The 21,590-nt window shown below is 43.8% G+C and carries 23 protein-coding genes; 13 read left to right on the forward strand and 10 right to left on the reverse strand.

The genetic code is table 11. The features are described 5' to 3' along the window. Positions 1-3 precede the first annotated feature (3 nt). The 6 genes from IE164_RS17715 to tsf all read left to right on the forward strand — a co-directional run bounded on the left by IE164_RS17715 (position 4) and on the right by tsf (position 4,527). Entirely contained in the window at positions 4-1,104 is a 1,101-nt protein-coding gene (locus IE164_RS17715; protein WP_189631616.1) for a sensor histidine kinase, read from the forward strand. Then, a complete protein-coding gene (locus tag IE164_RS17720) occupies positions 1,104-1,814 on the forward strand; it encodes an RluA family pseudouridine synthase (RefSeq protein ID WP_189631617.1) in 711 nt (236 codons plus the stop codon). Before IE164_RS17715 ends, IE164_RS17720 begins: the two co-directional genes overlap by 1 nt. 160 nt (positions 1,815-1,974) lie before the next feature. Beyond that, positions 1,975-2,418: a 50S ribosomal protein L13 gene (rplM, locus tag IE164_RS17725; RefSeq protein ID WP_189631618.1), complete on the forward strand. Its 444-nt coding sequence runs from the start codon at positions 1,975-1,977 to the stop codon at positions 2,416-2,418. Positions 2,419-2,428: 10 nt separating this feature from the next. After that, on the forward strand, positions 2,429-2,815 hold the full coding sequence (gene rpsI / locus IE164_RS17730; RefSeq protein WP_189631619.1) for a 30S ribosomal protein S9: 387 nt from the start codon (positions 2,429-2,431) through the stop codon (positions 2,813-2,815). Positions 2,816-2,839: 24 nt separating this feature from the next. Further along, complete coding sequence (gene rpsB, locus IE164_RS17735; RefSeq protein ID WP_189631620.1) at positions 2,840-3,598, forward strand: 30S ribosomal protein S2; 759 nt, start codon at positions 2,840-2,842, stop codon at positions 3,596-3,598. A gap of 98 nt (positions 3,599-3,696) precedes the next feature. Further along, positions 3,697-4,527, forward strand: coding sequence for a translation elongation factor Ts (gene tsf, locus IE164_RS17740; protein ID WP_189631621.1), 831 nt, complete (start codon positions 3,697-3,699; stop codon positions 4,525-4,527). Positions 4,528-4,801: 274 nt separating this feature from the next. On the opposite strand, the gene IE164_RS17745 is transcribed toward tsf, so the two are convergent. Next, complete coding sequence (locus tag IE164_RS17745; RefSeq protein WP_189631622.1) at positions 4,802-5,782, reverse strand: MBL fold metallo-hydrolase; 981 nt, start codon at positions 5,780-5,782, stop codon at positions 4,802-4,804. Position 5,783: 1 nt separating this feature from the next. Beyond that, positions 5,784-5,957 carry a hypothetical protein gene (locus tag IE164_RS17750; RefSeq protein ID WP_189631623.1) on the reverse strand — a complete coding sequence of 58 codons (174 nt, stop codon included), beginning with the start codon at positions 5,955-5,957 and terminating at the stop codon, positions 5,784-5,786. A gap of 558 nt (positions 5,958-6,515) precedes the next feature. On the opposite strand from IE164_RS17750, the gene IE164_RS17755 reads away from it, so the two are divergent. The 7 genes from IE164_RS17755 to IE164_RS17785 all read left to right on the forward strand — a co-directional run bounded on the left by IE164_RS17755 (position 6,516) and on the right by IE164_RS17785 (position 12,552). Next, complete coding sequence (locus tag IE164_RS17755; RefSeq protein WP_189631624.1) at positions 6,516-7,055, forward strand: RNA polymerase sigma factor; 540 nt, start codon at positions 6,516-6,518, stop codon at positions 7,053-7,055. Between the two features lie 6 nt (positions 7,056-7,061). Continuing rightward, the gene (locus tag IE164_RS17760; protein ID WP_189631625.1) at positions 7,062-7,931 is read left to right on the forward strand and encodes a DUF4097 family beta strand repeat-containing protein; all 870 of its coding nucleotides are present in this window, start codon (positions 7,062-7,064) and stop codon (positions 7,929-7,931) included. 5 nt (positions 7,932-7,936) lie between these two features. Beyond that, entirely contained in the window at positions 7,937-8,734 is a 798-nt protein-coding gene (locus IE164_RS17765; protein WP_189631626.1) for a HEAT repeat domain-containing protein, read from the forward strand. A 23-nt stretch (positions 8,735-8,757) separates the two neighbouring features. Continuing rightward, a complete protein-coding gene (locus IE164_RS17770) occupies positions 8,758-9,723 on the forward strand; it encodes a DUF4097 family beta strand repeat-containing protein (RefSeq protein WP_189631627.1) in 966 nt (321 codons plus the stop codon). Between the two features lie 141 nt (positions 9,724-9,864). Beyond that, positions 9,865-10,476, forward strand: a complete 612-nt coding sequence (locus tag IE164_RS17775; protein WP_189631628.1) for a LolA family protein — start codon at positions 9,865-9,867, stop codon at positions 10,474-10,476. 200 nt (positions 10,477-10,676) lie between these two features. Continuing rightward, entirely contained in the window at positions 10,677-11,519 is an 843-nt protein-coding gene (locus IE164_RS17780; RefSeq protein WP_189631629.1) for a LytR/AlgR family response regulator transcription factor, read from the forward strand. An 85-nt stretch (positions 11,520-11,604) separates the two neighbouring features. Beyond that, positions 11,605-12,552 carry a cupin domain-containing protein gene (locus IE164_RS17785; protein ID WP_189631630.1) on the forward strand — a complete coding sequence of 316 codons (948 nt, stop codon included), beginning with the start codon at positions 11,605-11,607 and terminating at the stop codon, positions 12,550-12,552. Positions 12,553-12,595: 43 nt separating this feature from the next. Here IE164_RS17785 and IE164_RS17790 read toward each other — a convergent pair whose 3' ends face one another. The 8 genes from IE164_RS17790 to IE164_RS17825 all read right to left on the reverse strand — a co-directional run bounded on the left by IE164_RS17790 (position 12,596) and on the right by IE164_RS17825 (position 21,589). Beyond that, positions 12,596-13,531 carry a carbon-nitrogen hydrolase family protein gene (locus IE164_RS17790; RefSeq protein WP_189631631.1) on the reverse strand — a complete coding sequence of 312 codons (936 nt, stop codon included), beginning with the start codon at positions 13,529-13,531 and terminating at the stop codon, positions 12,596-12,598. A gap of 5 nt (positions 13,532-13,536) precedes the next feature. Then, positions 13,537-14,295 carry a DUF6503 family protein gene (locus tag IE164_RS17795; RefSeq protein ID WP_189631632.1) on the reverse strand — a complete coding sequence of 253 codons (759 nt, stop codon included), beginning with the start codon at positions 14,293-14,295 and terminating at the stop codon, positions 13,537-13,539. Between the two features lie 325 nt (positions 14,296-14,620). After that, positions 14,621-16,618 carry a copper-translocating P-type ATPase gene (locus tag IE164_RS17800; protein WP_189631633.1) on the reverse strand — a complete coding sequence of 666 codons (1,998 nt, stop codon included), beginning with the start codon at positions 16,616-16,618 and terminating at the stop codon, positions 14,621-14,623. Positions 16,619-16,639: 21 nt separating this feature from the next. After that, positions 16,640-17,374, reverse strand: a complete 735-nt coding sequence (locus tag IE164_RS17805) for a heavy-metal-associated domain-containing protein (RefSeq protein ID WP_189631634.1) — start codon at positions 17,372-17,374, stop codon at positions 16,640-16,642. A gap of 90 nt (positions 17,375-17,464) precedes the next feature. Then, positions 17,465-18,028, reverse strand: coding sequence for a helix-turn-helix domain-containing protein (locus tag IE164_RS17810; RefSeq protein ID WP_189631635.1), 564 nt, complete (start codon positions 18,026-18,028; stop codon positions 17,465-17,467). A gap of 85 nt (positions 18,029-18,113) precedes the next feature. Continuing rightward, on the reverse strand, positions 18,114-18,587 hold the full coding sequence (locus tag IE164_RS17815; RefSeq protein ID WP_189631636.1) for a DUF3347 domain-containing protein: 474 nt from the start codon (positions 18,585-18,587) through the stop codon (positions 18,114-18,116). 18 nt (positions 18,588-18,605) lie between these two features. Then, positions 18,606-20,372, reverse strand: a complete 1,767-nt coding sequence (locus IE164_RS17820; protein WP_189631637.1) for an efflux RND transporter periplasmic adaptor subunit — start codon at positions 20,370-20,372, stop codon at positions 18,606-18,608. Further along, the gene (locus IE164_RS17825; RefSeq protein ID WP_189631638.1) at positions 20,372-21,589 is read right to left on the reverse strand and encodes an exo-alpha-sialidase; all 1,218 of its coding nucleotides are present in this window, start codon (positions 21,587-21,589) and stop codon (positions 20,372-20,374) included. Before IE164_RS17825 ends, IE164_RS17820 begins: the two co-directional genes overlap by 1 nt. Position 21,590: the final 1 nt, after the last annotated feature.

Consider the following 21,590-nt stretch of genomic DNA (forward strand, 5'->3'; position numbering starts at 1 on the left):
GCCATGTATTTCAAGTCAAGGGTAGTGGCGTTGGTGCTGGCCATTATGGTGGCCATAGTCACTGTAGCCTTCTTATCCTTGTTGCCGGAAATTAACGAAACCATTATGCTGGTAGCAGGGCTGCTGTCTTTTGCTTCCACGTACCTGCTGGTTTATGTAACATTCGAATTTCTGGTAATACGCGAGATAAGCGAAATATACAATGTGCTCAATAGAATGCGCAAAAAAGACTTCTCCTTTATAGAAGACTTTGAAAGCACCAATTCCAACCACCCTCTAAAGCGTATTAACAGAGAGATTTACAAATACGGGGTAAACAAGCACAAAGAAATAGAAGACCTGAAAAGACTAGAGGCCTTCAGGCGGGAGTTTCTGGCCGATGTGAGTCACGAACTCAAAACCCCAGTGTTTGCGGCACAGGGTTTTGTGCATACGCTGCTCGATGGCGCCATTGACGATAAAAAAGTAAGACGCAAATTTCTCAAGAGAGCCGCCAAAAGTCTCGATAACCTCGATAAACTCATCCAGGATCTTTTAACTCTCTCGCAGATAGAGACCGGAGAAATTAAAATGCACTTTGAGCACTTTAATATTGTGCCATTAGCTTCAGAGGTCATCGATCAGCTAGAAAATAAAGCAGAGCGAAAGGATCTCACCATTCGCTTCGACCAGCCCTACAATAGTCCGATTTTTGTCCATGCCGATGCAGACCGCATTTACCGGGTAATCACCAATCTGGTGTCTAATGCGATTAAGTACACAGAGTCGGGCGAGATTTTGGTGGGCTTTGAGGTAGAAGGACAAAAAGTACAGGTGTACGTTAAGGATACCGGAGTAGGGATACCTCCGGAGCATTTAAGTCGGATTTTCGAACGCTTCTTTAGAGTAGAAAAGTCCAGGTCTAAGGAAATGGGAGGTACGGGCTTAGGTTTAGCTATTGTTAAGCATATTCTTGAAGCACACAATACCAAAGTGAGTGTGATAAGTACCGTTGGCAAAGGCTCTACATTTAGCTTTAAACTACCCATAGGCCAGGGAGCAGATGGGCTGGAAGACGGCACTGTAGACACCGAAGAGTTTGAGGAATTGGAGGAGGAGAATTAATGAAAGTCAATTTTAAATCGCTAATCTTATTCGAAAACGATGACTTTTTGGTGGCCAATAAGCCTCCATTTATGGCTTCGCTAGACGATCGAAACAGTGAGTTAAACCTTCAGGCTCTGGCTAAGGGTTACGATGAGTCGCTTTCGGCTTGTCATCGATTAGATAAAGAAACCTCCGGCTGTCTTTTACTAGCCAAAACCAAAGAAGCCTACCGGCACGCTAGTATTCAATTCGAGAAAAGAACGGTGGGTAAGGTGTATCATGCTTTTGTAAATGGTATACATGAATTTAACCATGAGAAAGTACAACTGCCCATACTTTCGCTCAATAAAGGGAGTGTGGTAATAGACTTTAAAGGCAAGCCTGCCACCACCGTTTTCAATACCTTAGATATATATAAGAAGCATAGCCTCATTGAGTGCCTTCCGGAAACAGGAAGAATGCACCAGATAAGAATCCATCTAAGTAAAAAAGACGCGCCACTTATTGGTGATGAACTCTATGGAGGAAGCCCCCTATACCTGTCGCAAATAAAACGAAAGTACAAGCTGAGCCGAGACGAGGAGGAGCAACCCCTCATTAAGCGCTTTGCCCTGCACGCGCATTCACTAACGTTTAAAGGAATGGATGGAAACAAAATAGCTGTAGAGGCACCCTACCCTAAAGATTTGAAGGTACTACTAAAGCAACTAGTCGCCAACAGGCTTTAGTGCTGTCAGTTACCTTGAGGTTGTATTGGGGGAGCTTACTCACTAAGAGTCAATTAATTTGTGGGGCTATGTTGGATTTGAAAAACCAAACTTCTATCTTTGTGTCCCTTTTTACGGGAAGGTCTGAATAAAGTATTTAAAGTCAATAAATTATACTGAAGTGGATACACTAAGTTATAAGACGGTTTCGGCAAATAAAGCGACAGTAGACAAGCAGTGGGTGTTGGTCGATGCCGAGTCTAAAACATTGGGAAGATTGGCCAGCGAAGTAGCCAAGATAATTAGAGGTAAGAACAAGCCCAGCTACTCTCCACATGTAGATTGTGGTGACAATGTCATTGTTATTAATGCCGATAAAGTAAGACTAACAGGTAAAAAGTGGACAGACAGAGTATATCTGACTTACACTGGTTATCCTGGAGGTCAGAAAAAAACTACTCCAAGAGAATTGAAGGCTAAGTCTTCAACACTTCTTGTAGAAAGAGCCGTAAGAGGTATGTTGCCAAAGAACAGATTGGGAAGAAGCATTTTCCATAATCTGCATGTATATGAAGGCGCTGAGCATCCGCATGAGGCACAAAAACCAAAAGTTGTAGAATTATAAGAAGCTTTCAATGGAAGTAATCAATACTATAGGAAGAAGAAAAACATCAGTTGCCAGACTTTACATGGAGCCGGGCAAAGGTGAAATTACCATCAATGGCAGACCGCTCGACAACTATTTTCAGTCTGATGTAATGCAGATTGTAGTGAAGCAGCCTTTGGTGAAAGTAAAACAAGATACCAACTTCGACATCAAAGTAAACGTTGATGGTGGAGGACTGAAGGGTCAGGCGGAAGCCATCCGATTGGCCATTTCTAGAGCTTTGTGCGAAGCCGATGCTGAATTCAGACCTGCTTTGAAAACCGAAGGATTCTTGACCAGAGATCCTAGAATGGTTGAGCGTAAGAAGTACGGTAAGAGAAAGGCGAGAAGATCGTTCCAGTTCTCGAAACGTTAATCTGAACAAACTTTAAAGTATATAATGTCTAATCTAACTCACAAAGACTTACTTGATGCTGGTGTTCATTTCGGACACTTAACGAGAAAGTGGGATCCGAGAATGGCTCCGTACATCTTCATGGAGAAGAACGGAATCCATATCATCGATCTAAACCAAACCCTTGACAGCCTCGAAGAAGCATCAAATGCTGTTAAGAACATCGTAAGATCAGGAAGAAAAGTAATGTTCGTGGCTACTAAGAAACAAGCCAGAGCTTTGGTTTCTGAGGAAGCCAAGAGATTGAACATGCCTTACGTTACTGAGAGATGGTTGGGTGGTATGCTTACCAACTTTGCCACCATCAGAAAATCTTTGAAAAAACTTGCCGGTATAGACAAGTTGATGAAAGACGAAGCCTACAAAGCCCTGGCTAAGAAAGAGCGTCTCATGAAAACTCGTGAGAAAGCTAAGCTGGAGAAGTTGTTAGGTGGTATTACCGATCTTACCCGATTGCCTGCTGCATTGTTCGTAATCGATGTAAAGAGAGAGCATATTGCTGTTTCTGAAGCCAAGAAGTTGGGTATACCTGTATTCGCGCTTTGCGATACAAACTCTAACCCTAACTCGGTAGATTTCCCGATTCCTGGTAACGATGATGCCTTTAAGTCTATAGAAATTATTACCAAAGCATTTGGTAAGGCTATCGAAGAAGGTTTGTCGGCTCGCAAGCAAGACAAAGAGGAGAGAGAAAGAGAAAAGGCAGAGCAGGAGAAGATCGAAACAGATTCTCAAGAAGCTTAATTCATTAGTGATAAAATCTTGATACAAATTGAACATTGAATTCGCTTCGATGTTCAATTTTTGTTTTAACCGAAATAAGAATCATAAAAATTCATAAAATGGCTATTACAGCAACAGATGTTAACAAACTAAGACAAATGACCGGTGCCGGAATGATGGACTGCAAAAAGGCATTGGTAGAAGCAGATGGCGATTTTGACAAAGCCATTGAAATCCTTCGTAAAAAAGGTCAGAAGCTTTCTGAGAAGAGAGCCGACAGAGAAACCAAAGAAGGTAGCGTATTTGTAAGAGTAAGCGAAGATAAGTCTTCAGCTATCTTAATTTCATTTACTTGTGAGACCGATTTCGTGGCTAAGAACGATGATTTCCAGTCTTTGGGTAATGAGATCGCTGATGCTGCTATGGCCAATAAGCCTGCTGATATTGCTGCGCTTAACGCTCTTAGCCTTGGTGAGTTGACCGTACAGGAAAAAGTGACTGAGTACATTGGCAAGATTGGTGAGAAGCTGGAAGTTTCGGCTTATGAAACCATTACTGGTGAGCAAGTGGCTTCTTACATTCACTCTAATGGTAAATTAGGTGTTTTGGTAGCACTTTCTGGCACAGGAGGTAACGATGTAAGTGATGCTGGTAAAGACGTTGGAATGCAAATTGCCGCTATGAACCCCGTTGCTTTGAACAAAGACGGTGTTGACCAGTCGATTATTGACAAAGAAATTGAGATTGGAAAAGAGCAAGCTCGTCAGGAAGGCAAGCCGGAAAACATCATCGAGAAAATTGCTATGGGTAAACTGAACAAGTTCTTCCAGGAGAACACTTTGTTGAGCCAGTCTTTTGTGAAAGATCCTAAGCAAACTGTTCAGCAGTACTTAGACTCTGTGAACAAAGGCATGACAGTAACTGCTTTCAAAAGAGTAGCGATCGGATAATTCATCCTTTAAGCATAAAATCAGTAAAGAAGCGACTTTGAAAGAGGTCGCTTTTTTATTTAGAAATCACTAGCTAGAGCATCTACTAGCTCTATATACCTTAAAATTATCGGGACTCATCACCATCAGTGTCTCCAGAATGGGACTCTGATGAAGAGCTTTATTTTCTTAGCTATTGAGATAAAGTTGATGGAATTGCCTTGCCATTAGTCTCAGCTTTGTTCACCGCCTGCGCAGCCGTCCGACCGCTCAAAGCGGTCGGACGGCTAAACTATCAAAACCGAAATATCTGCCCTTGCTTAGCTACATGAAAACCTGCCTGTATAACCTCTTTATACTCCCTGCTATTGACATCAAGAATAGGGTTGGTATGGTTGGCATGGATAAAGTACACCTTAGCCTTATCAGCATCTGATAGGTTCTTAAAAAGCTCCATGCTTTCTGTGGTAAAAGGGTGAGGAATCAGGCTCATGTCTCTACCTTTAAGTTCTCCATCTTTATAGAAGCTGGCATCAATAAGTATATAATCGTGGGCCTTAACCACTTCTCGAATGTCTACATCCCATCGGTTCCATTTGTCTATGTCAGGAATAAAAACAAGGCTCTTGCGACTAACTTTTATTTGATAGCCTACAGTTTCGCTGTATTCATCTCTGTGGGGAACAGTGAAAGGCATTACAGAAATACTGTTGCTCAATGAGATTGCTGTGGAGTCTGACAGGGGTTTTAGAGCTATGTTCTCTAAACTAATCAATTGACTCCAGGGTCCGTTTTCTTGAAGAAAGGCAGTCATTTTAGGCATGGCGTAAACCGGAATGGTTCGTGTACCCATTACTTCTCTACCCAAATGCATGAGCCCGGTGTAGTGGCCAATATGTGCATGAGTTAAAAATATACCATCGAAAGGATATTGTGTAGGCTTCGAAACCTTATCGGCCATTTCTAACTGTTCCCGAAAATCAGGAGTGGCTTCGAAAAGGTAGCGTTTGTTATGCTGTGGGTCTACCAGGCAAAGCGATACAGCATACTGTTTTGCTCTTAGCCCTTCTTCAATCAGCTTAAATTCTTGTCTCGATCCGGCCTGCGGATAGCCCGCATCTTGTGCCACACCGAGCACCATTAGGTAAGGGGCGTCCTGAGATGGAATATTGGTGTCAATACCTTGGGTTTCCGGGCTGCTACAGCTTAGGAAAACGAATAAAAAAAGAGCCCATAGAGGCTCTAAAGTTAAGGTTGAAGATGGTGTGTCGTTCATATTAACTACCACAACCTACGCAATCTATTTTAGAATCCATAGGCTTCACACCGTTCAATTTCATTTTTAGATTGTGAATTTGGTCTTTAATGTCCATATCGGCAAACATGTCGCCAGTGAGTTGAGCGTTCAGTTGGTCGATCTGCTTTTGTAGTTGTTCTTTAGTTTCTTCCATGGGGGTGTTATTTGGGTGATCAAAAATGAATTTAAAGTTTCTCAACATTAAATCAAATAGGAGAAGTTCAATGTTCGTGGTTTAACCTTTAAGATTCATAGTTTATAGTCGACTCAAGTCAGAGATGGACGGTTGGTGGTTGATGACTGTGGTTTAACCTGAGTTTGATGTAAGAAAAGAACGTCATGCAAAAAAAACAGGCCTTAAACTCTCAAAAAAAGGCCTGTTTTATCTGGTATCTCAACAGAGTCTAAATGAGATTGCGGATATTTTCCTTTGCGTATGTGAAGTTTTCAGAGGAAAATTCCGCAATGACATCCTAAGAGGGGATATTTTACTACTTCTTTACATCGAACCCGGGTTGGTTTAGGTAATTGGCTATAACAGCGCCCGGCCCGCCAGAGCAGGCCTGGGCGCAAGGATTTTGTGCGGTGGGGCGTCCTTCAAAATCTTCTTAAAAGAAAATCTTAAATTGTATGTAACCATTTCAATCGAGTTGAGTTTCCCCCACTGAATTCTTAAGACGAAGCATTGGATTCAATCTCAGACAACACATTAATGCTTAAGGTTAAGGCTGGCCAGCTAGATCAGCTGGGTCTATTATTCGAACGCTACAACAGGCCTTTGTATGGTTTCTTCTATAGGCTGACTTCTGATGGCAACGCCAGCGAGGATCTTGTGCAGAATGTGTTTGTGAGAATCATCAAATACCGTCATACCTATAAGGGTGACGGTAAGTTTTCTACCTGGATATTTCATATGGCGCGGAATTTATTTGCCGACTACTATAAGAAGGAGAAGCGTCTGGGATATAAGGAAGATGTGAGCGTAACGGACAAATATTATGCTGACAACGACAATGCAGAGACTTTTAAGATTGCCAGTGAGGAGCGTCATTTACTGGAAAAAGCCATGAGAAGGCTTTCTGCAGAGAAACGCGAAATATTGGTATTGAGTAAGTATCAGGGAATGAAGTACAGCGACATTGCTGAACTTCTGGATTGCTCTGAAAGTGCTGTGAAGGTGAGGATTTTTAGAGCACTGAAAGAGTTGAAGGCCAACTATGAGAAACTTGAATGTGAGGTTGTAAAACCATAAGAAGAAATGAAAAGGAATTATTGGATGGTACTGGTGGCTTTGCTGGTTGGTGCCAATGTGTGGGCTCAGGGTAAGTCCGAAACCATTACGAAACAATTTGCGGTGAACAATGCTAGTGCTGAGTTCTGGTTTTGCGTGTGCAATATAAATGGCAGCGTTGAAGTAGAAGCTTACGATGGAGAAGCGGTGCAGGTGGTAGTGAAAAAACAAGTGAACGGAAAGACCAACGAAGACCTTGCTCTTGGTATGGAAGAAGTGAGTTTGGGTGTGCTGGAGGGGGCGGAGTTTGTGAAACTCTTCTTGTCTTCTCCTAATCATATAATGGAAGATAAGGCCGACCCTCTGCAATGTAGCTGGGAGTGGAACAGAAAGAGCGAGCATAAAAACTACTGGTATACGCTCGATTTTACGGTGAAGGTGCCGAAGGGAATAAGTGTGAAGCTTTCTACAGTGAACAAGGGCAGTGTGTTGGTGAAAAACGTGGAAGGCAATGTGTATGCTTCTAATGTAAATGGCGATGTGACTTTGCAGAATCTGGCTAGCGACACCAAAGCATCGACCGTGAATGGAAAGTTGGAAGTAAACTACAAAAGCTTACCAAAAGAGTTTGGCAGCTTTAATACAGTAAATGGCGACATAGAAATTAGAGTGCCTGAAAATGCCAGTGCAATATTTAGCTTTCAAAGTCAGTGGGGAGAGGTTTACAGTGACCTGGAATTTACGGCCAAACTGGCCCCCAAAGTAACCAAGGCTCCTGATGGTAATGGAGTAAAGTACAAAATAGCCAATAGTAACAGCTACCAGTATGGAAAATCCGGAGGGCCTACTTTTGAGTTTGAAACGCTAAATGGTGATGTATACTTAAGAAAACAATGACGGAGATGGAAGAGAAATATATGTCTCTGATAACAGAATATATGGACGGAACCCTGACTGATGAACGCAGGCGTGAGTTTGAAGAATATGTGGAGCAGGGGTTCATAGATATGCAGGAGGTGAACGAGCTCAGGACTATGGGCCAACAAATGGCAACAACTCCTAAGCCTGAGCCCACAGATGCTCTGCGCTCTAACTTTTACCAAATGTTGGCAGCCGAGCAAAGAAGGGTAGAAGGTAAAGAAGACTTTCGGCATGTATGGAGTGTCTTGGGAAGGTTTTTCTTTGCCACGTCCAAGGGGCGGTTTGCTTTTGGGTTTTGTGTGCTGTTGGTGGGCCTTGTTTTAGGCAGGCTTTTTACAGGCAGTGTGTACAACAGCCAACTGAATAGGCTGAGCGATCAGATGGCTGGTATGCAGGAGGTAATGATGAAAACCATGCTGGAAGACCAGTCGGTGACTCAACGGCTGAAAGGCGTGCAGATGAGCAACGGGCTTGTGTCTAAAAACCGAGAAGTAACCGATGCTCTGTTTTTAACACTCAATAACGATGAGAGTACCAATGTGAGGCTGGCGGCCTTAGCTTCATTGGCCAACTATGCCAAAGATTCGGCTATTCGTGAACGATTGATAAAAAGTATTAACCAGCAGCAATCTCCATTGGTATTGGTAGCGATGGCCGAATTGATGGTGGATATGCAGGAAACTCAGGCAGTAAAGGCCTTTGAACCTATTCTAAATGCTGAAAATACACCCGATGATGTGAAATCAGCGCTTCGTGAGAATTTGGATAAAATCATGTAAAGAGAAAAAGAAAAAAACAGATCATGAGAAACGTGAGAAAAATGTTATCTGCGGCAATGGTAATGAGTTTGGGAGTTGCAGCCTGGGCTCAGGATGTGCAGGTAAAGACCAGTAAAAACTGGGAGGTGAAGGTAGATCCTCAAGTGTTAGCAGAAGTAGAAGCCATAGCCGAAAGGGCGGTTCATAGTGTTGTATCTGACTTTGAGTTTGATATGGACTTTGATCATAATGGTAAAAAAATAGAGTACCAGCAGAATACACAAGAGATAGAAATACCACTTTCGAAACCCGGTGAAAGAGGAAAGCTGGATTTAGACAACCGAAATGGCAAAGTGAAAGTAACAGGCTATGACGGCCCCACTGTAAAAGTGAAAATGATTAAGTATGAAAAGAAGGTGGAGCGAGGAGAGTCTAAAAATGGGATGAGGCTGGTGAGTAGCGGGGGCTTTAATGTGGAGGCTTCCGAAAACAATAACACCGTGAGGCTGGAAAGTGAAGGCTGGAACAACCGGGTAGATTTTGAAGTAATGGTACCTAAAAACTTCAACATTAAAGCAGAAACCTATAACAACGGCCACATTGTAATTGAAGGCGTAAACGGGGAGGTTAATGTGGAGAGCTACAACGGATCTATTACGCTGACCAATATTAGCGGTTCTGCCAGCGCTTCGACTTACAATGGAGCTATCGAAGTTACTTTTGCCAAAGTGACTCCTGAAACCCCTATGGCTTTTAGCACCTACAATGGAAATGTAGATATAAGTGTGCCTACCGGTACTAAGTTCACAGCAAAAATGAGAACGAATAGAGACATATTCACAGACTTTGAATCGTTTAGTATTAAGCAGGCCCAACCGGTTAGCAATAAAAATAACAAAGGCGGATTTAGCATGAAGTACGAGAGTTGGGTTGAAGGCGACCTCAATGGAGGAGGTGCCGAAGTAATGATGAAAACTACCAACGGGAATATTTATATCCGTAAGAAGTAGATAGAGGTAAACCACAAATTTGATCCTGTGAATGGCTATTCACAGGATTTTTTTATTTTTGATCTATCTCAGCCGATGAAAGTAGCCAACCACTCAACTTTTATCATTCCTTTTAATCTTTTTTTTTAGAAACACAGATTTATGAAAACTCTACTGAAAACATTACTGCTCGCTGTGCTAATGGTGGGCTCGGTACAAGCTCAAGATGCTTCTTCTAAGATCAACGAGTTGTACAACAAGTATGGCAACATACCCAACTATAAGGTAAACGTGGTATACGAGGCCATTAACGATAACATGGGTTTTAAGAATGTGCAGGAAGGCGTGTTGGTGGTTGAAGGCGCAAAATACATTTTGAAATATGGCCCCAACGAAACCTGGCTCAACGATGGTAAAACAGAGTATGTAGGAACCAAGGAGCCAGACCACTCCCAGATATTGTTCTTTTGTCCCGGCCAAAACACTGAAGCCATAGTAGACTTTGGTTCAATGATGACCTTCTTTGGTTCAGGCCATAGCGGAACCATGGAAGGCTCTGTATTAAAGCTTAAGCCATCTTCAGAAGCAGCTTACAAAGAAGTTCATGTGGCGTTTAGTGGCAATAACATTACGTCAATTACTGCTGTAGACGATTTCGGTACTTCTCACAAATATTCTTTTTCTAACTTTTCTACCAATACTTCAGGCACCAGTTTTAGTATAAACCCTGCCGAGTATTACGAGAAGATAGACGAAAGAAGAGGTTGCAAGTAACAAGGGTTGACCAATACCGTTGTATGTCGATCTAAAGATTATGGCCTGATACTCTCTGAGTATCAGGCTTTTTTAAAAAAGATAACTTCTAAAAGTTCAGGTGCATTTTTTTGCTCATTCTTGGCAAGTTGGTGTAGGGCTTTAGTAATTTAGATGTAAACCCGGAGGCTTGGATTCTCTGGCTATTGACTCCAAACCTTATGAAAAAGGTTAACCTCGATTTTTTTCTTTCAAAGCCCTACCGGTTGGCGGTTTGTATTGCTACACCACTTTTTTTGTACATATTCCTGGTGGCCTTTCTTCCATTTGGCATACATAACTACAATCCCCGCTTTACTTATACGGCCCACTTCCTTGTAGAAATGGCAAAGTTTGGCACAAGCACTTTTTTCTTGTGTGTGCTCATGGAGTTTTGGGTCAAAAGGCATTGTATTAAGAGAGTGAGCACTGCCGCTGTTGTATACTGGTATTTGGCGCTTCTGTTGGTGTTGGGGCTGTCAAACTTTGTACTGTATAATCTAATAGGAGGCTGGCACGACTGGAAATTTATTAGCGGTTTGCGCTTTGTTCTTCAAATCTCTTCGGTGCTCATCTTTCCGCTGGCTGGTGTGCTTGGCTACTTTCGATTTAGAAATCTCAAGTCGGACTACGAGCAGATGCTAACCAACAGAGAAGAAGGGCCTAAAGAAGAGTTTATTTCTGTAAAAGGCAGCGGAAACAACGAATCGGTTGCCGTAAGGTTGGTAGATTTACTTTGCCTCAAAGCACATGACAATTATGTGGAGCTTTCCTTTCTGGAGCAAAATGAGGTTAAGAAGAAGCTTGTAAGAGGTACTCTAACAAATATCTTTCGGCAGATCAGTCATCCAGAAGTAGTGAGGTGTCATAGGTCCTATGTGGTCAACCTCCATAACGTCCACTCGGTTGTTGGTCACTCGTCCATAGAGCTGCGACTGGTTTGTGTCTCTCATCCGATTCCTGTTTCCAGATCGTACCGAGAGGTGGTACTTCAGGCCATAAGGAGGTTCAAAATAGTCCACTAGCTCTCACTCACCACAAATAGCAGAATTTCGCCACAATCGTTGTTTTTTAGGCATCCCTTTGTGCTTTGGGGCGGTTTTTTTAAGCATGAAAAAACGAATACAACTTCCCCTAAAAGCTAAGGCAATGGTTGCATTGGCTTTTATTATGCTACACGGTGTTATGGTAACTGCTCCGGTTTTTGGGCAGTCGGCCGATGCCATGATTAGAGATTACGTTCAGGCCTATGCCGATGATCCCATGGCCATGAATGCCTATTTTGGAATTAAGGTTGAAGAGGATTGGTGGACGGTGAAAGTAGAGAGGAATGAGAGAGGGTACCTGGTAGGCAAAAGTCAAAAATACACGTTTCATGAAATGGGGCCACACAACGTTTCGGTTGAAAAAGGCAAACCCAGCCGGCCCACGTGGTACTTTCATTGCCCAGATATGTCTACCCTTAGAAGTCTCTACACCAATGAGCTAACTGCCGGAACGGCCAGCATGCGTACCCGTGAGTCAGATCCACAGCCTCTATTTGGTGTAGCCGATATGGAAGGTTTTAGTTCCGGGCAGGGCGAAACGGCCCTGGCCTATTTAACCATGGAGCATTTTTGGAAGAAAGGGAATGGTGAGGTAACTCCCTTTGGCCGTGATAAGTCTATGGAAACCCATGGAGCTATGATGGTATCGCTATACACCATGAAAGACAAGCGCATTGGCTGGTTTAGTTTGGGGCAAATGAAAGTGGCCAACGCTGAAGAGGACATCCAATCGAGCCAGGTACCCAACCTTTTTATTATTACCAGCGGCAAGGGCAAAGCAGTGGTGAATGGAGAGGAAATGGATATTGATAAAGGGATGAGCTTTTTTGTGCCCCCATACATTCAACATAAACTGTATAACCCTTATGAAGAGCCGCTTGAGGGAGTGTTAGTGCTTTTTGGAGACAACATAGATTATGTTTGGGGGCAATCTTACATTGGCTTTTTAGAGCAGGAATACGCCTTTTACCAAGAGAATGAAACCCGGGTAAAACAAGGCGACAAAAATTAAACATTGGCCTAAGGGCGGCCTCCGGACTCAAGGCGGAGGCTGCTCACTGTCTTTTGGTGTTTGTCTTTAGCTCGAATACATCATTTCTTTGGTAGTGGCCTGTTACATCCAGAGCCATGCGTTCTTCATAGCACCGTGTAAGATTTACTTCCTGAACAAAAACACCTTCTTTGTCCCAAATCGGTTCCATTACATAATGACCATCCGGGCCTACAATGCAGCTGCCACCATTGAGCAGCATATGGTCGGGTTTGTTCTGCAATTCTAAAGGTAAGGTGAGCTCGGCCGGAATATCTTTAACTCGCATAATTTGCCCCACACCAACGGCAAAACATCTACCCTCAAAGGCATAAGATCTGGTGGCAATCTGAAGCATTTCATGAACTTTGGGCCATACCGCCACATGAATGTGTTCGCCAGAATTGTGCATGGTTTGTCGCGTTAGAGGCATCCAATGCTCCCAGCAAATTAAACCACCAATCCTTCCTACTTGTGTTTCTACAGCCTTAAGCCCATGGCCATCGCCATGACCATAAATGAGTCTTTCGGTGTAGGTAGGCATTAATTTTCGATGATGGTTCACTAGCTCTCCATGTTCATTCCAAGTAAGTAAACTGTTGTAAATAGTGCCGTTGCCAGGTCCACTAGTCACTTTCTCGTTTATGCCCATTACAATCACCAGCCCAAGTTCTTTAGCCCATTGGCCAATGGTGGCTACTTCTTTGCCCTTCACGTCAAGGCTGTTTTCATATGTTTTGGCAAAAACCTCTTTAGTAGGTTTAAAGTCCCACTTGGCGTATTCATCGCAGTAATCTATCCAAGCAGGATAGCCCGTAAACCACGTTTCACCAAAGGTGACCAATTGCGCACCCTTTTCGGAGGCTTCGCGCAAAAGCTTCTCTACTTTTCGCATAGACTCCTCTACATTCAGGTAGCTTGGAGCCGATTGCACAATGCCTATTCGTACGGACTTTTTCATGCCTGTTAGGGGTTGAAGCGGATTTGTACCTGCTCATTGATGATTCGCGAAAGCTCTTCCAGCTCTCCCGCCTCGAACAATTCATCAATTGTATTGATGTCTATCGACTCATCGGCCGGTTTGTAATTGATGTAGTCTTGCACAAGCACACCTTCTACTCTTCGTTGGTTAATGGCTTCTCTAAATCTCAAACCGCCTCCATCGGTATGATACAGATAGGCCATGTAGTCCATTCGATAGTCTTCCGTATCGAACCAATACAAAAACACATCGTCAAAGTCTTCGCCACCGCCTTCTTGCTTAAAGGTAATGCGCACTTCATGGTAGGTTTTTCCTTTAATGTCCGTAGTTCCCTGGTATGACTTAATTACAGCATCATCATTAAGCCCAAAGGGTAGTCTGAAAAAGTAAATCACCGAATTGACTGAGCGAGAATAGGCGGCACTCTTTTCTTCAGTAACTTCTGTCGTGTCGCCATTGGTGAGCCTCAAGTGTCCTTCATTGGTCAAAATATCTACTACTTCTCTGCCGAGAGAATCGGTTTGGGTGCGTGTATATTTGTATCGCCCGTCTCTCATTGTATAGGTGTAATCCATTTCTCTGAAGGTGAGCGAAAAAGAAGAATTGTTTAGTTGTTCCATGCCATGAAAAGCAATGGCCTTGTCCACCACCTGCTGTTCCATTGGCCCTTGGTTCTGGCTGTTCTTCTGGCAGGCCAACACAGCAAAAAAGAATAAAAGAAGAATAATCAGGTATTTTTTCATGAATTATCTTTTGCGGATTTACGCCTCAATTTAACGATAAGTTCAATGATGAACTTTAAAAACTCTGGGAATGGTAGGGGAAAGACATTGGTGTGCCAGTGGGTATAAAAAAACCATCCCGATCTCTCGGGATGGCCAATAAACACACACAATACCAGAGGATTGGAACCTCCAGGTGTCTTAAATTTCTTAGACAATTCGAAGTAATAGCAAAAAATTAACTTCACCAAATCATTCGTAGAATAAACTATAAACTTTACGTTTTGGTTTTACTATCTATTAGAAAAATTCAATTTTTATAAAAAATTTAGAATTGTTAGAGCAATTATTTTTTTATCGACCATTTTAAGCTTTGAGCGTTCAGTGCACATATTACTGTAGAGAGACTCATTAAGGCTGCTCCGAGTGCCGGAGAAATCATTATCCCTTGATTGTACAATATGCCTGCGGCCAGAGGAATGGCGAACACATTGTAGCCGGTGGCCCAAACCAGATTTTGTATCATTTTTTGATAGGTGGCTTTTCCAAAGGTGATTAAACGTACCACATCGCTGGGTCTGCTTTCGGTCAAAATAATGTCGGCTGTTTCTGCCGCAATATCAGTTCCCGAGCCAATGGCAATTCCCACATTGGCCTTGGCCAAGGCCGGAGCATCGTTTACTCCATCGCCTGTCATGGCTACAAACTTGCCATCTTTTTGCAATCGCTCTATAATCTCTGATTTTTCATGGGGGAGTACTCCACTGTGGTAACCGTCCAACCCTATGGCTTCGGCCACTTGTTTTGCGGTATTTTCATTGTCGCCAGTAGCCATTAGTACTTCTATGTCTTTGCTTTTGAGTTCTTCAATAGCCTGATAGCTTTCCTCTCTAATGGTATCATCGAGTGCCACGTAGCCCAAAAGGCTGTTTTCCCGAATCACAAATACAATGGTGCCTTTTTGTTCAGTGGCCTCATTGGGCATATCAATATTATTTTCTTTTAGGTAGCCGGGGCTTACAATGGCATGTTTTATCCCCTCAATCCTGGCTTCTACACCTTTTCCTTTTTGAGCCGAAAAGTCTGTGACTTTTACGGCTTTAACTGACTGTTTTTTTGCTTCCTTAACAATGCCGCGTGCTATGGGGTGTTCCGATTCTTGCTCCAGAGCATAGGCTATGGCCAATAGCTCTTCATTGCTTAGCGAATTGTCGGTTACTTTTAGGGTTTGTACTTCAAACTCACCTTTGGTTAAAGTACCTGTTTTGTCGAACACCACGGTGTCTATTTTTCGGGCAGACTCGAAAGCCGATTTATTCCTAATGAGTAGTCCGTTTTTGGCCGAAATAGCTGTGGAGATGGCTGAAACTAATGGTACGGCTAGCCCCAGTGCATGAGGGCATGTGATAATCATTACGGTAACCATGCGTTCCAGTGCAAAACTAAAATCTTTGTCGGAGAGCTGCCACCAAACCAGCAAGGTGATGGCTCCGGCTATGATGGCCACGTAGGCCAGAATACCTGCGGCTTTGTTTGCCAAAGTCTGAGTTTTTGATTTCACCTGTTGCGCGTCACCAACCAGTTTTATTACCCTATTGAGATAGCTCTCTTCTCCGGTAGAAAGAACCTCTATTCTTAAGGAACCATCCAGATTAACGGCTCCTCCTTTTACCTCCTGACCCGGGCCAATAGTTATTGGCTTGCTTTCTCCGGTTAGTGCACTCTCATCCAGTTCGCTTTCACCCTCTTTGACCGTTCCATCGGCCGGTATTTTTTCACCGGGTTTTACTAAAATGAGGTCTCCTTTCTGCAGTTGTGTTGTTTTTACATCTTCAATATCATCGTCAGTAATTCTATGAGCATGGTCGGGCATTAACTCTGCAAGTTTTTGCAGGGCCTTTGAAGCACCCATTACAGATTTCATTTCCAGCCAGTGGCCCAGGAGCATAATGGCAATGAGAGAGACCAACTCCCAGTAGAATATTTTGCCTTCTAAACCGAAAACCACAGCAGTGCTGTAGGCCCAGGCAGTGGTAATGGCTATGGCAATAAGGGTCATCATACCCGGTTGTTTTTCTTTGAGTTCGCTAACCAAACCCGTTAAAAATGGCCAGCCACCGTAGAAAAATATAAAACTGGAGAGTCCTGCAGAAAGGTATGTGCTCCCTTCGAAACTCAGAGAATAACCCAGTATCTCCTGAATCATGGGCGATAACACAATTACCGGCAGGCCCAGAATCAGGCAAACAAAGAATCTGCGTTTAAAATCATTGATCATTGCTGAATGATCGTGATGCTGTTCATGCTCATGATGTTTGTGTTCTTCTTGTCGGTGATCTTTCATAACTCAATAGAATAGGTTGAATCAGGCCAACATGATGGCTGCCATACCTACCATGGTGAGGTCTTCTATAATGGTGACTTTGCTCATGGGGAGGTTGAAAACATCTCCAAGGCAGGCACATTTAATCTTTCGTTTGTCCAGATTGCTTTTTATTACTCCAATAGAGCTTACTCCCAATACTATAACTGTGGTAAGGTTGGTAATTGTTGGGTTAAAATGAATGAGGTAAGCAATTCCTAAGGCCAGTTCTACAAATGGGTATATGTATCCCCAGCCCTTCCAGCGAGCAGCTACAATATCGTACATGCGGTAGCTGTTAGCAAAACCTTCCAGATTCAGGAGTTTAAAGAATGAGAAAACAATAAAGAATCCGGCCATAAAGTGGCGCATCCAAAGACTCCAGTCAATGCTACCGTGTTGCCCAGCCTGAGCCAGCACACTTACCCCGGCAATAAATACCACTATGAGCAACAGAGGTTTGTAGGTGGCAAAGAATCCTTTGGTTGCTGTAGTTGACTGAGGGGCTGATGAAGAACGCAGGTTGGTTTCTTGTCTTACAATCTGGTATTTTGAATCTTTTCCGATAGCTTCCTGAATCTCGTCTTCACTGTATATGAGATTGGCATCAACAATGGTTTGGCCATTGCTCAGGTTTATCGATACGGTTTGAACACCGGGTAATTTTTTAATATTTCGGGTTACTGTGGCTTTGCAGCCTTCGCATGTCATTCCCGTAATAGTCAGTTGCTTTTTCATGAGTTGCTCATTTTGTGTTACAAAGGTGTGGCCTTTGCTCCAACCAAGCCTTACACTATTTGGGTGCCGATATATAACTTTTCCTGATACCTATACTTTGTCTATAGGTCTGCGTTGGCCAAAAGACTTGAATCGGGAAGGAGTAAGGCCTGTTGTTTTTTTAAACTGGGCCGACAGGTATTGGGCGCTGTTGTATTCCAGTTGATCGGCAATTTGTGCCAGGCTCATCTCTCCATAAACAAGGAGCTCTTTGGCCTTTTCAATCTTTTGGAGAGTAACGTACTGGCCTATGGTTTTACCCTCAATACTGGAAAACAGGTCGTTTAGGTAGGAATAGTCGTGACCGATTGTTTTACTGATAAACTCTGAGAAGTTGACCCCGGTTGGCTTTTGTGCGGCCTGGTGGTGTACCTCATTTATGATCAGTTGTTTAATCCATTCTACTTTTCTGCTTTTTTCATCTTCTACCAACTCAAAGCCGTGCTTGCTGAGCAGTTTGTCTATAGTTTCGAGGTCTTCCGGGTTGAGAGCAGTTTTCCACTCTATTTGCCCCAGACGAACCCGATAGCTAGAAGAGTCCCACTTTTGACCGAGGGCCTCTTCAACCGCTTTTATACAGCGGTTACACACCATATGCTTTACGGTAATAATCATGAAAAAGCAGCTGTGCCGATGCTACAAGGTAATGGCAATATGGTGATTGCATACCTTGATTTCGCCCGGCACAGCCTGGGTTTATCTATTGGTTAATGGTTTCCTCAACGCGGCCGCAGTGTAGCATTACATCACCAAAGTAGGGGTTGTTTACTTCCGATTCTGCTGCCAGCCAATAGGCTCCCTTGTTGTTGAAGGCCATTGGGCAGTACTGCTTATACAAGACGGTTTCTGAGTTTCCTGCTTTTACGATTTCATACATGGCCATGGAGAGAGTCTCAAAGGCTTTTCTCTGATCTTCTACCTCTGAGGTAGCGGCAATCTGCTTTAAGGGAGATACTAGCCTTTCATCTTTTGTAACTGCCATAAAAGCCTTTGCTGCTTCTGCCGCTTCTTCACTGTTGGTAGCCACCAAAGCATCTTTTAAGCTTAGGTAGGCTTCTACAGGTGCTTTCTTTTGCTCGGCTTTTGGAGTCGAAGTAGAGGAATTTTGTTCGGTTTTGCCTCCACAGGCACTCATAAGACCAATGATGGTAAGTGTTACGATTAACTTTTTCATTAAATGTATAGTTTGAAATTAATTTGGATTGTTTTCTATAGTGTATTCAACATTGCCACAACGGAGCATCATGTCTCCGAAGTAGGGGTTTATGATTTCTTCCTGAGCCGATACCCAGGTGGCGCCTTTGTCGTTATTGGCCATGGGGCAAAACTGAACGTACAAAGGGCTTTCCATGGTTGTTCCAAACGATTCTATGGCATTGATAAGGGCTTTAGAAAGATTTATAAACTGTAAGCGTTGCTGGTCTCTGTTGTCGGAACTGTTTATGTCTGATAAGCTCTGCTGCATGGGTTCCAATAAGGTCATCCAGTGCATGTGGGCATCGCCTTTCAACAGGCTCATATCTGTTTTTTTGAGTGCTTCGGAAACCTTCTGACTTTGTACCTGAATGGAGCTTGGCAAGCCTTCTACCATGGCGTCTTTCAGGGTTAAGTAGGCCTTGGTCAGGCTTTGAAGCTGATTTTTGAAGCTTCTTGGGGTAGACTCTATGTAATTTATAGTGCCTGGAAGTTCAATTTCCTGAAAACCGTTTTTGTGGTCAGAGGCACTCGACTCTGAAGGAGCCATCATGCTTATTTTTCCTTTTAGCTGGGCTTCTGCATCGAGCGTAAATGTGCCATTAACCACTACTTCTTCTCCGGCTTTCAGCCCCTCAATTACCTGATAGTGATTATCTATTGCATTGCCTAGTTCTACCTCGCGTAGTTCGAAACCTTCATTATTGGCCAGCTTTACATAGACAACCGAACGTTTGCCCGTCCATAGCACAGCCGAACGTGGAATGCTCAGCTCATTCGATGCAACTGCCTTTATTTGTGCTTTAATGAACATATCGGGTTTAAGACGTCCATTGCCATTGGGTACATCGGCTCTAACCTCTATGATGCGGCTGTTGCTTTCTACTGATGGTGCAATAAAGTTGATGGTGGCCTCAAAGTTTTGATTAATGCCGTTGGGGCTAAAAGTTACTTTGTCGCCTAGCTTTACTTTACCCAGGTCTTTTTCATATACCTCAAAAATAGCCCATACGGTGGTGAGGTCGGCTATTTGGTAAAGCGCTCCACCTTCCATAAGGTGATCTCCATTGTTAACTAGTTTTTTGAGGATAATGCCCTCGTAGTTGGATAACAGGTCGATGTTGCGCATGGCTTCTCCGGAAGCTTCAATAGCCGCTATTTGTTCATCGGTGATCTTCCAGTACTTGAGTTTCTTTCGGGCGGCTTCAAGAAGGGCCGGGTTGGTAGAGGCCAGCTTTTTGGCTTCGAGCAGTTCATTCTGAGCTGCTACCAGTTGTGGTGAATAAATGGATGCCACCTTCTCACCCTTCTTCACGTATTCCCCCTCAAAGTTTTTATAGAGCTTTTCTATTCTTCCGCCAAAGTGAGTGGTTTGGGTCTGAACCCTACGTTCATCGGCCTTTATTCGCCCGTTTATACTCAGGGAGGCCGAGGCTACTGAACTGCCTACCACTTCTGTACGAATGTCGGCTAGTGCCTGAGCGGCATTGGACATTTTGAGAACTCTGGGGTTGTCATCATTTCCGCCTTCGCTTACCGGAATAAGGTCCATTCCGCAGAAAGGGCAGGAGCCTGGTTCGGACTGTCGAACCTGGGGGTGCATAGAACATGTCCACAGGCCTGATTCAGGATGGGAGTGTTCTTCAGTGGCCAATTCCGGAGAAGAGGCACTATGGCCACCTCCTCCAAAGAATAGTGCCCCCAAAAGCAACCCTACAACGAGGGTGCCAAGGGCTATAAATACGGTTTTTCTGTCTGTTTTCATTATTCGAAATTGACTTTGGCTGTCTTAATGCTTGTCTGTTCATCGGCCTGGGTCCAGGCCATGTATATGTCTTCTCCATTGCTGGTGAGTACCGGGAATCCACTGGCTCTGGCAGCCGAAGTTTCTGCGATGGTCATGCGTTTGAGTAGTGTGCCGGTTTTATCGTATTTGGCTAACATTATCTTAGCGGTATCGTCAGCGGTTTCCAGCCAGCTTACCAGTACGTTGCCATTGTTGAGGGTGGTTGTGCCCACTCTGCCGTTGGTAGTACCATGACTCACCACCACAGCTTCGCCAAAAGTGGCCCCACCGTCTTGTGAGAAGGCCAGCTTAACCTCGGGGTATCCGCCTTTTGCCATAAACCACGCCACAGCGAGCTGATTTCCTTGGGCTGTTATGGAAGGGCCATTTACCGGGCATGCAGGCATTTCCCACATTTCTACTTTTAGGGGTTGAGGTTTGGTCCATTCGCCATTTACATAGCGTACTACCGACATGTCGCGGATTTCTCCTTCTGACCTGTCACGGTAAACCACCACAAGTCCATCCTTGGTTTGTGCGGCTGCTGTTTGACAACAATCGCAAACCCGGTCGTCTAGCTCCCATTCTTCCAGAGTCTCTCCTTCGCTATCAAAGATGGCTGCGCGAAGTGTCATAGCTCCTGCTCCTCCATGGCCACCGTCTTTAGCATGGTCTCCTTTAGTATTTCTACCATCGAGCCAGGTCACAAAGGTTTTTTGGTCTTCCAGAGGCAGCATGGTTACAAAACCATGTTCGGCAGAAATACCATCCTTATGTGGTGTAATGGGCGCTTGCCAGTTGTTGCCACTGTTGTTGGAGAAGGCTACCTGTATGTCATAGTCATAGGTGCCTTTCTCGCTCTTTTGTAGCCAATGGGCGGCCATTAGCTCATTGTTTTCTATAACTGATGGGAAGTCGGCCCAGTTAATAAACCAATTGCTTCCTTCGGCAATGAGCCGGGGGCTTTGCCATTGGCCATCTTTCAACTTAGAAAAGTAGAGCTTTGCAACTTTTTCAGGATTGCGCTCTACCCAAGACAAAAAGGTTTCTCCCTTTGCATTGGTAAACAGCCGTGGCAGGCTAGAGCTGTTTTGAGTGGGGAGGGCAAGCGGCTCTACCAAGGGTGTTTCCTGTGGGTTAGAACAACTAGCCAGAATTGCTGTGCATGCGATGAGTACTACGATTAGATTTTTCATT

Origin of the sequence: Roseivirga thermotolerans, from assembly GCF_014653175.1 — a bacterium.
Taxonomy (GTDB): domain Bacteria; phylum Bacteroidota; class Bacteroidia; order Cytophagales; family Cyclobacteriaceae; genus Roseivirga; species Roseivirga thermotolerans.